The organism is uncultured Methylovirgula sp., assembly GCF_947646745.1.
GTDB lineage: Bacteria > Pseudomonadota > Alphaproteobacteria > Rhizobiales > Beijerinckiaceae > Methylovirgula.
The window spans coordinates 13,225-26,960 of sequence record NZ_CANSHK010000013.1; the positions used below are offsets into that span (position 1 = coordinate 13,225).

Below are 13,736 nucleotides of genomic sequence, written 5' to 3' on the forward strand. Positions count from 1 at the left end.
GTCTTAGTGCCATGCGAGGCTAACGGACCCGCCGCTTACGCGGCGCGGCGGGTACCCTTTTCCGCGTGCTTCAATCGGCTGAGGCGGCGTTTCAGCGACGACCAGAGATGGCGCACCTCTTCGGCAGCCTTGCCCTCGGTATCGATCTCGGTAACGCCCATGCCTTCGCGCGCCGCTTCCTGATAATCGACGCGGGCGACGACGAAGGGCCGCAGCAATCCACCCATAGCCTCGACGGCGGCAGCGCCGTCATTGACGCGCTGGCTCTCTTGCATCGGCGGGCATTGGTTGAGGACGAAGGCGTAATCCTTGCTGAGCGTCTTCAGTTTGCCGCGGGTGGCTTCGCTGGCCCAAATGTCGAAGATGGTCGGCCGCGCCGGGATGAGGCAGAGGTCGGCGGCGCGCATTGCGGCATCGGCGGCGGGCGAGTCGGTGGCGGGCGTATCGACGATGACCAGCGTCACGCGACCGCGGGCGAGCGCGGCCAGCGCGGCATCGAGCTTTGCAGCGGTCACGGCCTCGACCGGCAGGTCCTTGTCCTGGCGGCGATGGCCCCATTTCAACAACGACTTCTGCGGGTCCATATCGATAAGAAAGACGCGTTCGCCGGCTTCCTGCGCGGCGACGGCAAGGCAGGCAGCCAAAGTGCTTTTGCCGGATCCGCCCTTTTGATTGACCATTGCGACAATACGCATGTGAGGAGCTCCCGCGATTCGATGCAAAATTATACTTGCTTTCATTTCTCATCGAAACGTTAACTGACTGATAAAGATTTGGATTTGGCGCTGCAGCCCGAGCTTGCGAATATTCGCGGCGAGCGCTTTTTGCTCTTCATTTCCGAGACTTTCGCGCCCAAATTGAAGCTATATGTCCGATCTTTTCACCGCCGCACATTTATCCGATCAAGCGCCTCATCCGCTGGCCGACCGGCTGCGTCCGCAAAACCTCGACGAGGTCGCGGGCCAAGACCATCTGCTTGGGCCCGACGGCGCGCTGACGCGTCTGATCCGCGCCGGTTCGCTCGGCAGCCTGATCTTTTGGGGCCCGCCCGGCACCGGCAAGACCACGGTCGCGCGGCTCCTGGCTCAGGAGACCAAGCTCGCTTTCGTGCAGATCTCGGCGATTTTTTCCGGCATCGCCGAACTTAAGAAAGTCTTCGACGAAGCGCGCAAGCGCCGCGCCATCGGCCAGGGCACGCTGCTTTTCGTCGACGAGATCCACCGCTTCAACCGCACGCAGCAGGACAGTTTTCTGCCGGTGATGGAAGACGGCACGATCACTTTGATCGGCGCGACCACGGAAAACCCGAGCTTCGAATTGAACGCGGCGCTGCTGTCGCGGGCGCGGGTGCTGACCTTCCGCGCTTTGGACGAGGCGGCTTTGGCCAAACTTCTGCTGCGCGCGGAAAAGGTCGAGGGCAGGGATCTGCCGCTGACGCCCGAGGCGCGCGATGCGCTGCTGCGCATGGCAGATGGCGACGGCCGCGCCGTGCTGACGCTCGCCGAGGAAATCTGGCGTGCCGCGCCGCCGGCGCCGCTCGATGTCGCCTCCCTGACCGAGATCGTCCAGCGCCGCGCGCCGATCTACGATAAAGCCCAGGAGGGCCACTACAATCTGATCAGCGCGCTGCACAAATGCGTGCGCGGCTCCGACCCCGATGCGGCGCTCTATTATCTCGCGCGCATGCTCGATGCCGGCGAGGCGCCGCTCTTCATCGCGCGGCGCATCGTCCGCATGGCGGTCGAGGATATCGGCCTCGCCGATCCGCAGGCGCTTGTCGTCGCCAATGCGGCGAAAGAGGCCTATGATTTTCTCGGCTCCCCCGAGGGCGAGCTGGCGCTCGCCAATGCGCTGATCTATGTGGCGACCGCGCCCAAATCGAATGCCGCCTATCGCGCCTATGGCGCCGCCCAGCGGCTCGCCAAGGAGCATGGCTCGTTGATGCCGCCGAAGATCATTCTCAACGCGCCGACCAAATTGATGAAGAACGAAGGTTATGGCGCGGGCTATGAATATGATCATGATTCGCCCGAAGCCTTTTCGGGCCAGGATTATTGGCCGGAAAAGCTCGGCCGCCAGCAGCTCTACGCGCCGGTCGAACGCGGCTTCGAACGCGAGATCAAGAAGCGGCTCGATTATTGGGAAAAGCTCAGGAAGGAGCGGGATCAGTCGTGAGCGAGGAACGCGCGCCGGTGCAGGGGAAGCAAAGCGATCCGGACGGAAAGCCCGGGCAGCTTCGGCGCCATGCGCCGCGTCATGACGGAGGCGGGCAGGCAAGCCCGGTCCAGACCCTCACCGTCAGCGAAGACGAAGATGGTCTGCGCCTCGACCGCTGGTTCAAGCGGCATCTGCCGAGCCTGTCGCTGTCGCATCTGAACAAGATCGTCCGCACCGGCCAGGTGCGCGTCGATGGCGCGCGGGCGACGACGTCGACGCGGCTTGCCGCCGGACAGAAAATCCGCATTCCGCCGGTCACCGTGGCGCCATCGGCGCCGAAGCCCCCAGTGTCCGAAGCCGATCGCAGGGCGATTCGCAGCATGATCCTCTACGAGGATCAGGACCTGATGGTGCTCAACAAGCCGCACGGCCTTGCCGTGCAGGGCGGCTCAGGCACCAAGCATCATATCGATGGCATGCTGGCTTCGCTCGCGGATGAAAAGGGCGAGCGTCCGGTACTCGTCCATCGGCTCGATCGCGATACGGCCGGTGTGCTCCTTGTCGCCAAGTCGCGCCGCGTGGCGGCCAAGCTCGGCGAGATTTTCCGCTCGCGTCAGGCGCAGAAAATCTATTGGGCGCTGGTCGAAGGCGTGCCGAAGCCGGCGCAAGGCCGCATCTCGCTCTTTCTGGCTAAGGGCGAGGGCATGGGTGACGTGCGGGGGAAAAAAACGCCGGGCGCGCAGCCCGCGCGCGAAAAAATGCAGATCGCCAAACATGGCGATGCCGAGGCGCAGCATTCGGTGACCTATTATGCCGTCGTCGACAAGCTTCCCTCGCGGCTTGCCTGGCTGTCGATGAAGCCGATCACCGGCCGGACGCATCAATTGCGTGCCCATGCCGAGGCGATCGGTCATCCGATCATCGGCGATCCGAAATATTCGGGCGATGCGAAGGCGCCGCGCCATCACGACCCGGCGCGGCTGATCCCCGAGGGGATCGAGCGCAAACTGCATCTGCTCGCGCGGCGCCTCGTTCTGCCGCATCCGCGCGGCGGCACGCTCGATGTCACCGCGCCGCTGCCGCCGCATATGCAGAAAAGCTTCGATCTCTTCGGCTTCGACGTCAAAGGCCGGGACCCGATCGAAGACGCGCCGGAGTAATCAGCGCATGGTCCGAAAAAGTTGCAGGACTTTTTCGACAAGGCCATGCGCCGGCTTCTTCAATCACGGCATGGTCCGAAAAAGTTGCAGGACTTTTTCGACAAGGCCATGCGCCGGCTTCTTCAATCACGGCATGGTCCGAAAAAGTTGCACGACTTTTTCGACAAGGCCATGCGGAAGCGACGTCAGGATGCGAAGCTCGCATAGATCGGCCGGTAGGCGCGGCTTAAGATATGCCCCGGAATATCCGCCGGGCGCGGCACGCGGGCCAGATCGTGATCGAAAATATATTCGGCCACTCGCGCCGCCACATGCAGTGAGGCTTCGAGAATCTTGCTCTGCGGCGGATAGATGAGGCCGTCGGCAAGATTTTTCTCGGTGACCTGTTCGGCGACGGCCTTGGCGGCGACGATGAACATTTCTTCCGTCACGCGCTTTGCCTCGGTCGCGAACACCGCCATGCCCATCGCCGGGAAAATATAGACATTGTTGCCTTGGCCGGGGATGAAACTCTGGCCCTCGATCTCGACCGGCGGAAATGGGCTGCCGCTGGCGAAGATCGCGCGGCCTTGCGACCAGCGATAGGCTTCTTCCGCCGTGCATTCGGAACGCGAGGTCGGATTGGAATAGGGGAAGATGATCGGCCTTTTGTTGATATCGGCCATGGTCTCGATGACGGCCTGATTGAACAATTTCGGCACCGTGCTGACGCCGATAATGCCGGTCGGCCGCAGGTCCTTGATCGCATCGACGAATCGCGAAATCGGCGCATGATCGAGAGCGAAGGGGCGCTGGAAATCGGCGAGATCGTTGCGTGAACGGTCGACGAGCCCATTGATATCGAAAAGCGCATTGCGCGCCCGCGCCGCCTTGATGTCGAGGCCGTCGAGCGCCATCGCCTGGCTGATCAATTCCGCGATGCCGGTCGCCGCCGAGCCGCCGCCGAGGAACAAGAAGCGCTGGTCCGCCAGTTTCTCTTTCTTGATGCGCAAAGCGGCGAAAATGCCGGCGAGCGCGACAGCCGCCGTGCCCTGAATGTCATCGTTGAAGGTGCAGATCCTGTCCCGATAAAGCTCTAGAATCGGCACCGCATTGAAATTGGCGAAATCCTCCCACTGGATGCAGCACTTCGGATAAAGCGCCTGCACCGCTTGGACGAATTCATCGATGAAGGCGGCATAATCGGCGCCGCGCACGCGTTTCTGATTGAGCCCGAGATAGAGCGGGTCTTCGAGCAGTTCGGGATTGTTGGTGCCGACATCGAGCGTGATCGGCAGGCAATATTGCGGCGGCGTGCCGGCGCAGGCGGTGTAAAGCGCGAGCTTGCCGATCGGAATGCCCATGCCGCCGACGCCGAGGTCGCCGAGGCCCAGAATGCGCTCGCCATCTGTGACGACGATGAAGCGCACGTCTTTCTGCGGCCAATGGCCGAGCAGTTCCTTGATGCGGCCGCGCGCGCTGATCGGCAGATAGAGGCCGCGCGGCACGCGGAAGATCTGATCGAATTTCTGGCAGGCCTCGCCGACCGTCGGCGTGTAGACGATCGGCATGAACGTGGCCGGGTCCGACATCAGGATCGCATAGAACAAGGTCTCGTTGCGCGCCTGGAGATCGGACAAGAACATATATTTCTGCAGATCGTTGTCGAGATTGGACAATTCGGCGTGAATCCGCGCCATCTGCAATTCGAGCGTCACCGGGCGCGGCGGCAGCAGGCCCTCAAGGCCGTGCGCGCGGCGCTCGGCGTCGGAAAAGGCCGTGCCTTTGTTCAAGCGGGGATTGCGGAGAAGCTCATAGCCGACCGTGGTTTCCCCAGACATTCTCCGCCCCCGAATTTCTGCGATCAGCCGCTGTTGCGCAGGCCGGCTGAAATGCCGTTGATCGTGATCTGCACGGCGCGCAAGATCGATTCGTCCTCGTTGTCCGCGGCGCGATGCAGCTTGAGCAGCTCGACTTGCACATGATTGAGCGGATCGAGATAGGGAATGCGCATCTTGAGCGAGGCGTCGAGCGTCGGATTGTCCTGCAGCAGTTCGTTCTGGCCGGTCACTTTCAGGAGCGCATCGACGGAAGCCATCCATTCGGCGCGGATGGCCTGAAAGATCTTATCGCGCACATTGCGATCGGGCACGAGTTCGGCGTAGCGCGAGGCGATGCCGATGTTGCTCTTGGCCAGGACCATTTCCATGTTGGAGAGCATGGTGCGGAAGAAGCCCCATTCGCGATACATGTCCTGCAGGAACTTCAATCCGGTGTCCGGATGTTTCTGCGTCCATGCCTTGAAGGCGGCACCGAAGCCGAACCAGCCCGGCAGCATCAGCCGGCACTGCGCCCAGGAGAAAACCCAAGGGATAGCGCGCAGATGCTCGATCTTGCGCGTCTTGGTGCGCGAGGCCGGCCGGCTGCCGATATTCAGCGTGGCGATCTCGGTAATGACGGTCGAGGCCCAGAAATAGCTCTCGAATTCGGGGGTGTCGTAGACGAGGGCGCGATAGGCCTTGAAGGCGTGACCGGAAATTTCCTCCATCGCCGACAAATATTCCTCGCGCGGCGCATGCTGCTCCGGCATCAGCAGTGAGGCTTCGAAGGTCGCGGCGACGAATGTTTCGAGATTGCGCCGGCCGACATCCGGGTTCGAGAATTTCGACGAGATGATCTCGCCCTGCTCGGTGACGCGGATCTGGCCGCCGACCGCGCCGCTCGGCTGCGCCAGGATGGCTTCATAGGCCGGTCCGCCGCCGCGGCCGACCGAGCCGCCGCGGCCGTGGAACAGGCGCATCTTCACGTCATGGCGCTTGAACGTCTCGATCAGGCTGATTTCCGCTTTGTATAATTCCCAGCCGGAGGTGATGAAGCCGCCGTCCTTGTTGCTGTCGGAATAGCCGAGCATGATCTCCTGCGTATGGCCGCGGCTCTCGACCAGGCGGCGATAGGCGGGCAGGGCAAAGGCTTTTTCCATGACGCCGGCGCAATTGCGCAGGTCGGCGATCGTCTCGAACAGCGGCACGATATCGATCTTGCTCTTGCCGTCCGGCGTGATGAGGCCGACCTCCTTGAGGAGGACCGCCAGTTCGAGCATGTCGGAGACCGATTCCGCCTTCGAGATGATGGCCGTGCGGATGGCTTCGGCGCCGTAGGTCGCGCGGACCTCGACCGCCGCATGAAAGATCGCGAGCTCCTTGCGGGTCTCTTCGGAATAGGTGCAGAACGGCGAGACGAGCTGGCGGACTTCGTTCAGCTCCTTGACGAGAAGCGTGACGCGCTCGTCCTCGCTGCGGGACTTATAATCGGTGCCGGGTGCGACGGCCTCGAGCAGCTCGGCGATCGTGCGTTCATGCACGTCCGAATTCTGCCGCAGATCGATCGTTGCGAGATGGAAGCCAAAGCAGCTTGCGGCGCGGCGCAAGGCCCGCAGCCGGCCGCGGGTGATCAGCCGCGAGCCGTGCAGTTTCAGCGATTGGTCGATGATATGCAGGTCGCGGCGGAATTCGTCGGCGTTGCGATAGGCCGGCATGAAATCGCCGCGCGAGCGGATCGGATATTGATCGTCGATGGCGCGCAGGTTGGCGGCGATCCGGCCGCGGATCGCAGCGACCGCGCGGCGATAAGGCTCGGCCATGCGATGCGGCGAGGAATCGGGCGAGCTCGAGGCGAGCTCGCGCAATTCGTCCGTGACCTCGACGAGTTCTGCGGTGAGCGATAGTTCGCTGCCGAGTTTGCTCAATTCGTCGAGATAATGGGTCAGAATGCGCGCGCCATGCATCTGCGTCGTCGTGCGCAGCACTTCGGCATCGACATAGGGGTTGCCGTCGCGGTCGCCGCCGATCCAGCTGCCGAGCCGTAGGAACGACGGGATCGGCACATCATCCAGCGACGGGTCATAGGCGCGGACCTGCCGCTCGATCTGCTGGTAGAGCCGTGGCACTTCCTTGAGGAACGTATAGTCGTAATAGGCGAGGCCGTTCGAAACTTCGTCGCGGACGTTGAGCTTGGTGCGGCGGAGGAGACTCGTCTGCCAGAGGATCAGCACGGCGCGGCGGATCTTGTCCTCGATTTCGGTCTCTTCCTCCGGTGTCCATTGCTGCCGGTCGCGCCGTTCGAGCAGATGCGCGATCGCCATTTCGCGCATCATCGTGCTCTTGCGCCGCACTTCTGTCGGATGCGCGGTCAGGACGGGAACCATGAAGGCATGGTCGAAAAAGTCCTGCAATTGCTCCGCGGTGATGCCGGCTTCATGCGCGCGGGAGAGGGCGCGCGCCAAAGTGCTCGGCGGCGGCGGCAGATTGGCAATCGCATCGCGGCGCAATTTGCGGATCTGATCTTGATCCTCGGCAATATTCGAGAGATGCGAGAAATAGGAATAGGCTCGCACAATCTGCATGGATTGCGACGGGGTCAGCGATTCCAGAATGGATTCGAGCTTGCGCCGCTCGGCCTCGTCGCCGTCGCGGTGGAAGCGCACGGAGGTCTGGCGGATCAGCTCCACCAGATCGAAAATGTCCTGGCCCTGTTCCTCGCGGACGGTATCGCCGAGAATGCGGCCGAGCAGCCGGATGTCGTCCTTCAGCGCGCGGTCGGGCTCGCGGTCGGCGGCAAATTCGGCCCTGTCGGTTTCTTTGTTCATATGACGCTCCGGCGCTCCCTCTGGTCCTAACTTCTCTATAGCTCCTGCCGAAAGGGCACGCTGCGGATTTTTCGGCCGGTCCAGCGCGACATTTCACCCCCGACTTTTATGGGCTAAAGGGGGATTAATGCGCGAAGATCCACCCAAACCGCAAGCTCAGCCGGCCGATCCGGTCGCCAACCCGGCCGCCGACCCCGTCGCCTTGGCGCGGCGGGAGCAACAAAAACCCCTGCCGCGGCGCTTCTATCAAGATGCGCGCGCCCAGCCCGCCGGGGACGGCTTCGGGCTTGTGCTCGACGGCCGTCTCGCCAAGACCCCCGCCAAGCACGATCTTATCGTGCCGACCCAGGCGCTGGCCGACGCCATCGCCGGCGAATGGCAGGCCCAGCAAGAGAGCATCGATTTCGCGGCGATGCCGCTGACGCGGCTGGCCTTCACCGCCGTCGACGGCGTCGCCGGCCAGATCCCGGCGGTCATTGACGATATCGCCAAATATGCCGAAACCGATCTCGTCTGCTATCGCGCCGAGGCGCCGGCGAGCCTGGTCGAAGCCCAGGCGGCGGCTTGGGACCCGGTTCTTGATTTTGCTGCAACGCAGCTCGGTGCGCGGTTCTTCTGTGTCGAGGGCGTGAGCTTTGTGGCGCAGCCCGCGGCCGCACGGGCCGCCGTGCGGGACCACATTGTCGAGATCGGCGGCAGCCGGGTCGCGCCCTTCGCGCTCGCGAGCCTTGCCACCATGACGGCGCTGACCGGTTCGGTCCTCATCGCCCTGGCGCTGACGCAGGGGCAACTGAGCCTCGACGCGGCCTGGGGCGCCGCCCATGTGGACGAAGATCATCAAATCCGCCAATGGGGGGAGGACCGCGAAGCGATGGTGCGCCGCGACCGGCGCTTTGCCGATATGGCGGCGGCGGTGGAATTTTGGCGGCTCATCAACGCCGCCTAGGCCATTGCCGGAAAACGCCCGGAACGCCAGCGCGATCCCGCCGTTCGCCTCCTTGTGTTCCCTGGCCCGGAAGCATAGGTTCCGGCCAGACCAGAATGGAGGCCCGCAATGGGATCGTTTTCAATTTGGCACCTGTTGATCCTCGGCGCCGTCGTCCTGCTGTTGTTCGGCGGCAAGGGCAAGATTTCCGACATCATGGGCGATTTCGCTAAAGGCATAAAATCCTTCAAGAAAGGCCTTGCCGACGACGAGACGCCCGCGGCGGGCGCACCGCAGGCGCTCGACCATCGCCCCGGTGTCGAGGCAAACCCCGTCTCACAGTCGCAAAAGGCCAGTTGATCCGCGCGCTCGAACGGCATTCCCATGTTTGAATTCGATGCCGGCAAGCTGATCATCATCGCGATTGCCGCGCTGATTTTCATCGGTCCGAAAGACCTGCCGCGCGTCATGCGGCAGGTGGGCCAGGCGGTCGGCAAGCTGCGGCGCATGGGGGCCGAGTTCCAGGCCCAATTCATGGAAGCGATGAATGAGGCCGGTGCCGAGGACCTCAAGGCCGATGTCCATAAGCTCACCGAAAGCGCCAAGATCGATCTCGGCTTTGATCCGCTGCACGCGGCCAAGAGCGAAATGATGAGCGCCGTCCGTCAGATCGAGGCCCCGGTCAAGCCGGTGGAGGCGGCGGTCCCAGCGGCCGTCCCGGAGGTCTCGGAAGAAAGTCTCAGCGTGGCGGAGCCTCTCGCCGTCGCGCGCGCGAAAGATTGATGCGATTTCATGTCCGACGCCGATATTGAGGCGACACGCGCGCCGCTGATCGACCATCTGATCGAATTGCGGGCGCGTCTCATTCGGGCGCTGCTCGCCTTCGTCGCGATGTTTATCATCTGCTTCTTCTTCGCCAAGAACATCTACAACGTCCTGCTCATGCCCTACGAGCGGGTGGCCGGTCCGGGCGCAAAACTCATCTTCACGGCGCCGCAGGAATATTTCTTCACGCAGATCACGGTCGCGATTTTCGCCGCCGCCGTCCTCGCCTGTCCGATCATCTTCGCGCAAATCTATGCCTTCGTTGCGCCGGGCCTTTACAAGCAGGAGCGGCGTGCCTTCGCGCCTTATCTGTTCGCGACGCCGATTTTCTTTCTGCTCGGCGCGCTGCTCGTCTATTTCGTCGTGATGCCGAACCTGCTCGGCTTCTTCATGGGCATGCAGCAGGCGGCGCAGCCCGGCCGGCCGCAGATCGAGCTTCTGCCGCGGGTCAGCGAATATCTGTCGCTGATCATGACGCTGATCTTCGCCTTCGGGGTGGTCTTTCAACTCCCCGTGGTTTTGACGCTGCTGGGCCGTGTCGGCCTTGTCGATGCGGCGTTTCTGCGGCGTCAGCGCCGCTATGCCGCCGTGCTGGTCTTCGTTGCCGCGGCGGTGCTGACCCCGCCGGACGTCTTCTCCATGATGGCCCTTGCCGTCCCCGGCCTGCTCCTCTACGAACTTTCGATCCTCGCCGTCGCTTTCATTGAAAAGCAGCGCGCAGCCGAGGCGCGGGCGGCCGCCGGCACCTGATTTCGAGGTTTCTTTCATGTACGACATCAAGTGGATCCGGGAGAATCCGGGAGCTTTTGACACTGGCTTGGCGCGGCGTGGGCTCACGTCGTTGTCGGCGTCGCTGCTCGCCCTCGACGATCAGCGCCGCGCCGCCATCGCCAAGGCGCAAAGCGCACAGGAGCGGCGCAACGCCGCCTCGAAGGAAGTCGGCGCTGCGATGAAGGCGGGCGACGGCGTCAAGGCCGCGGCGCTGAAGCAGGAAGTCGCCGACCTCAAATTGGCTCTGACCACCTATGAGGAGGAGGAGCGCAGCGCCATTGCCGCGCTCGATGCGGCGCTCGCGCAAGTCCCGAACATTCCACTGGCCGAGGTTCCCGAAGGCAAGGACGAGAACGACAATCCGCAATTGCGCGCTGTCGGCAGCAAGCCAGAGTTTGCTTTCAAGCCAAAGGAGCATTTCGAGATCGGCGAGGCGCTCGGCCTGATGGATTTCGAGACGGCGACAAAACTATCCGGCGCCCGTTTCGTCATCTTGAAAGGCGCTCTGGCGCGGCTCGAACGCGCGCTGGGCCAGTTCATGCTCGATCTGCATACGAGCGAGCATGGCTATACCGAGGTCAATCCGCCGCTGCTCGTCCGCGACGAGACGATGTTCGGCACAGCGCAATTGCCGAAGTTCCGCGACGACCAGTTTCCGACCTACCTCGAGCCGATCACGCAGCTTGAAAGCATGATCGAATATGAACGCCGGCGCGGCGAAGAAAAAGACACGATCGAAGCCGAGGCCGAGGCGCGCGCCGAGCAATTCGTCGATGATTTCATTCGCGGCGCCAAGGGCCGCGGGCTCGATGAACGCTATGCGCGGAACCTGGCAAAGCGCGATGCGCGCTACGATCTCTTTGCCGAATTCGATCTCAAATATTGGAACCATCAGCTCGCCAAGCGGGCGCTGTGGCTGATCCCGACGGCCGAAGTGCCACTGACCAATCTCGTGCGTGAGTCGATCCTCGACGAGAGCCAATTGCCGCTGCGCGTCACCGCCGCGACGCCCTGTTTTCGCGCCGAGGCGGGCGCGGCGGGGCGCGATACGCGCGGCATGATCCGCCAGCATCAATTCACCAAGGTCGAACTCGTCTCGGTGACGACGCCGGAGCAGTCGCATGACGAACACGAGCGGCTGCTTGCCAGCGCCGAGGCCGTGTTGAAGCGCTTGGGCCTTGCCTATCGGGTGGTGACGCTCTGCACGGGCGATATGGGTTTTGCCTCGCAGAAAACCTATGACATCGAAGTCTGGCTGCCGGGGCAGGGGCGCTATCGCGAGATTTCCTCTTGCTCGCTTTGCGGCGATTTCCAGGCCCGCCGCATGGAGGCGCGTTACCGGCCGGAGGGCAGCAAGGCGACCCGCTTCGTCCATACGCTCAACGGATCCGGGGTGGCGGTGGGCCGCGCCCTCGTTGCCGTGCTGGAAAATTATCAGAACGAGGACGGCTCCGTAACCGTGCCTGATGTCTTGCTGCCATATATGGGCGGTATCAAGCGGCTCACGAAAACGGCATAGATTCGCGACTCATATGCGCATTTTGGTCACCAACGACGATGGCATTCACGCGACGGGGCTTCAGGTTCTGGAGCGAATCGCCGCGCAGCTTTCCGACGATATCGTCGTCGTGGCGCCCGAGCACGACCAAAGCGGTGTCTCGCATTCGCTCTCGCTCAACGATCCGCTGCGGCTGCGCAAGATTTCCGAGCGTCGATACGCCGTCAAAGGCACGCCGACGGATTGCGTCATCATGGGCGTGCGCGAGATTTTGCGGGGCCGCCAGCCGGATCTGGTTCTGTCAGGCGTCAACCGCGGCTCGAATATCGCCGACGATGTCACCTATTCGGGCACGATTGCGGCGGCGATCGAAGGCACGATCCTCGGTGTGCCGTCGATTGCGCTGTCGCAGACTTATCACCCCGCCGATCACAATGAACTCGATTGGGATTGCGCCGAAGTTCATGCGCCGCGCATCATCAAGGCGCTGCTCGACGAAGGCATCGACCGCGACGTGTTGATCAATATGAATTTTCCCGGTTGTCCGGCCGAGGAAGTGACGGGCGTCTCGGTAACGGTGCAGGGCCGGCGCGATATGCAATTGGCCCGGCTTGAGCGTCGCCTCGATGGCCGCGGCAATCCTTATTATTGGATCGCCTTCGACCGTGACATCAGCGCGAGGCGTCCAGGGACCGATCTCGATGCCTTGTGGAACAAACGCATCTCGGTGACGCCACTCAAGCTCGACATGACCGACGAGGTCTCGGTCACGCGTTACACCCGCATTTTCGATGGCGTCCAATTTGCGCCGCGTCGGAAGGAAAGCGCCGAATAGCTGTTGGTGCCCGGGCCATTGGCTTCCGGCTTGGCCTAAATCGTGAAATCATCGATCTCCGCGTGATTCGGCCGTGGCGATGCTGTCCCGGCGGCCGGCGCTGCGTTGCGAGAAAGCGCGGAACGTGAAGAAAAGCGGATCGCTGGCTATCGCGGAGGAAGACGCCGCCGCGGCGCGTGCCGAGGAGAAAGCGGCGTTTCTCTTGCGTCTGCGTTCCGGCGGTATCCGCGATCTCGACCTGCTGCGCGCGCTCGAAAAAGTGCCGCGCGAAATGTTCGTGCCGCATCGTTTCGTCGATCTTGCCCGGCGCGATCTCGCGCTGCCGATCGGCTGCGGCCAGACGCTGACCGAGCCCTCGCTCGTCGCCCGCATGATCGCAGCCCTGGGACTGACCCAAGATCATCGCGTGCTCGAAATCGGCACCGGGTCCGGCTATGCAACGGCGATCCTCGCCGAGATCGCCGCGCAAGTCATATCGATCGAGCGCTTCCAGACTTTGGCGATCGCGGCGCGGCTACGGCTCGAGCGCCTCGGCAAGCAGAACGTCGAAGTAATCTTCGCCGACGGTCTTTCCGTGCCGGCATCGGCCGGCCCCTTCGATCGCATCTTGATCCACGGCCGGCTCGATTGCCCGCCGGCTGCTTTCGCCGGCCTCCTGCCGGAGGATGGCCGCATCGTCATGGCGCGGCGGGATGCGCAGGTGACATGGCGTCAGGTGCTCGTCGAATTGCGCCGCGGCCCCGATGGCGACCTTGTCGAAACGGTGCTTGGCCCATGCCGGTTGCCGGCCTTGCTGGCGGGCACCGCGGAGGTTTTGTGAGCCGGCGCGTTAAGCGCGCATTAAGCTAAAATGCGACGGAATTGGGTGAAGCGGCGTTCATCTTAAACGCTCCCTTAACTCGCTTGCTCGCTTAATGCGACCCACGATCTTTGTCTGTGGG

12 protein-coding genes are annotated in these 13,736 nt (G+C 63.0%); 9 read left to right on the forward strand and 3 right to left on the reverse strand.

The features are described 5' to 3' along the window. Positions 1–35: 35 nt before the first annotated feature. Positions 36–695, reverse strand: coding sequence for an AAA family ATPase (locus tag Q0025_RS05480; protein ID WP_297296809.1), 660 nt, complete (start codon positions 693–695; stop codon positions 36–38). Between the two features lie 172 nt (positions 696–867). On the opposite strand from Q0025_RS05480, the gene Q0025_RS05485 reads away from it, so the two are divergent. Next, a complete protein-coding gene (locus Q0025_RS05485; RefSeq protein ID WP_297296811.1) occupies positions 868–2,175 on the forward strand; it encodes a replication-associated recombination protein A in 1,308 nt (435 codons plus the stop codon). 143 nt (positions 2,176–2,318) lie between these two features. Beyond that, entirely contained in the window at positions 2,319–3,317 is a 999-nt protein-coding gene (locus Q0025_RS05490) for an RluA family pseudouridine synthase (protein WP_297296916.1), read from the forward strand. Between the two features lie 185 nt (positions 3,318–3,502). Here the strand turns inward: Q0025_RS05490 and Q0025_RS05495 are convergent, their stop codons facing one another. Continuing rightward, positions 3,503–5,137: an NAD-dependent malic enzyme gene (locus Q0025_RS05495; RefSeq protein WP_297296813.1), complete on the reverse strand. Its 1,635-nt coding sequence runs from the start codon at positions 5,135–5,137 to the stop codon at positions 3,503–3,505. Positions 5,138–5,160: 23 nt separating this feature from the next. Then, positions 5,161–7,941: a phosphoenolpyruvate carboxylase gene (gene ppc, locus Q0025_RS05500; protein ID WP_297296815.1), complete on the reverse strand. Its 2,781-nt coding sequence runs from the start codon at positions 7,939–7,941 to the stop codon at positions 5,161–5,163. 127 nt (positions 7,942–8,068) lie between these two features. On the opposite strand from ppc, the gene Q0025_RS05505 reads away from it, so the two are divergent. The 7 genes from Q0025_RS05505 to Q0025_RS05535 all read left to right on the forward strand — a co-directional run bounded on the left by Q0025_RS05505 (position 8,069) and on the right by Q0025_RS05535 (position 13,615). Continuing rightward, a complete protein-coding gene (locus Q0025_RS05505; RefSeq protein ID WP_297296817.1) occupies positions 8,069–8,887 on the forward strand; it encodes an ATP12 family chaperone protein in 819 nt (272 codons plus the stop codon). A 108-nt stretch (positions 8,888–8,995) separates the two neighbouring features. Beyond that, positions 8,996–9,226, forward strand: coding sequence for a twin-arginine translocase TatA/TatE family subunit (locus tag Q0025_RS05510; RefSeq protein WP_297296819.1), 231 nt, complete (start codon positions 8,996–8,998; stop codon positions 9,224–9,226). A 24-nt stretch (positions 9,227–9,250) separates the two neighbouring features. Continuing rightward, the gene (locus tag Q0025_RS05515; protein WP_297296821.1) at positions 9,251–9,649 is read left to right on the forward strand and encodes a twin-arginine translocase subunit TatB; all 399 of its coding nucleotides are present in this window, start codon (positions 9,251–9,253) and stop codon (positions 9,647–9,649) included. Positions 9,650–9,658: 9 nt separating this feature from the next. Then, on the forward strand, positions 9,659–10,441 hold the full coding sequence (gene tatC / locus Q0025_RS05520; RefSeq protein ID WP_297296823.1) for a twin-arginine translocase subunit TatC: 783 nt from the start codon (positions 9,659–9,661) through the stop codon (positions 10,439–10,441). Positions 10,442–10,457: 16 nt separating this feature from the next. Then, complete coding sequence (gene serS, locus Q0025_RS05525; RefSeq protein WP_297296825.1) at positions 10,458–11,981, forward strand: serine--tRNA ligase; 1,524 nt, start codon at positions 10,458–10,460, stop codon at positions 11,979–11,981. 13 nt (positions 11,982–11,994) lie between these two features. Beyond that, the gene (gene surE, locus Q0025_RS05530; protein ID WP_297296827.1) at positions 11,995–12,795 is read left to right on the forward strand and encodes a 5'/3'-nucleotidase SurE; all 801 of its coding nucleotides are present in this window, start codon (positions 11,995–11,997) and stop codon (positions 12,793–12,795) included. A gap of 124 nt (positions 12,796–12,919) precedes the next feature. Next, positions 12,920–13,615, forward strand: a complete 696-nt coding sequence (locus tag Q0025_RS05535; RefSeq protein ID WP_297296829.1) for an rRNA adenine N-6-methyltransferase family protein — start codon at positions 12,920–12,922, stop codon at positions 13,613–13,615. The last annotated feature ends 121 nt before the right edge of the window (positions 13,616–13,736 follow it).

Excerpts from the sequence above, each read along its gene's own strand:
- Q0025_RS05480 (WP_297296809.1), bottom strand. The coding sequence starts at position 695 with ATGCGTATTGTCGCAATGGTCAATCAAAAGGGCGGATCCGGCAAAAGC.
- Q0025_RS05495 (WP_297296813.1), bottom strand. The coding sequence starts at position 5,137 with ATGTCTGGGGAAACCACGGTCGGCTATGAGCTTCTCCGCAATCCCCGC.
- Q0025_RS05510 (WP_297296819.1), top strand. The coding sequence starts at position 8,996 with ATGGGATCGTTTTCAATTTGGCACCTGTTGATCCTCGGCGCCGTCGTC.
- tatC (WP_297296823.1), top strand. The coding sequence starts at position 9,659 with ATGTCCGACGCCGATATTGAGGCGACACGCGCGCCGCTGATCGACCAT.
- Q0025_RS05485 (WP_297296811.1), top strand. The coding sequence starts at position 868 with ATGTCCGATCTTTTCACCGCCGCACATTTATCCGATCAAGCGCCTCAT.
- Q0025_RS05515 (WP_297296821.1), top strand. The coding sequence starts at position 9,251 with ATGTTTGAATTCGATGCCGGCAAGCTGATCATCATCGCGATTGCCGCG.
- Q0025_RS05505 (WP_297296817.1), top strand. The coding sequence starts at position 8,069 with ATGCGCGAAGATCCACCCAAACCGCAAGCTCAGCCGGCCGATCCGGTC.
- serS (WP_297296825.1), top strand. The coding sequence starts at position 10,458 with ATGTACGACATCAAGTGGATCCGGGAGAATCCGGGAGCTTTTGACACT.
- surE (WP_297296827.1), top strand. The coding sequence starts at position 11,995 with ATGCGCATTTTGGTCACCAACGACGATGGCATTCACGCGACGGGGCTT.
- ppc (WP_297296815.1), bottom strand. The coding sequence starts at position 7,941 with ATGAACAAAGAAACCGACAGGGCCGAATTTGCCGCCGACCGCGAGCCC.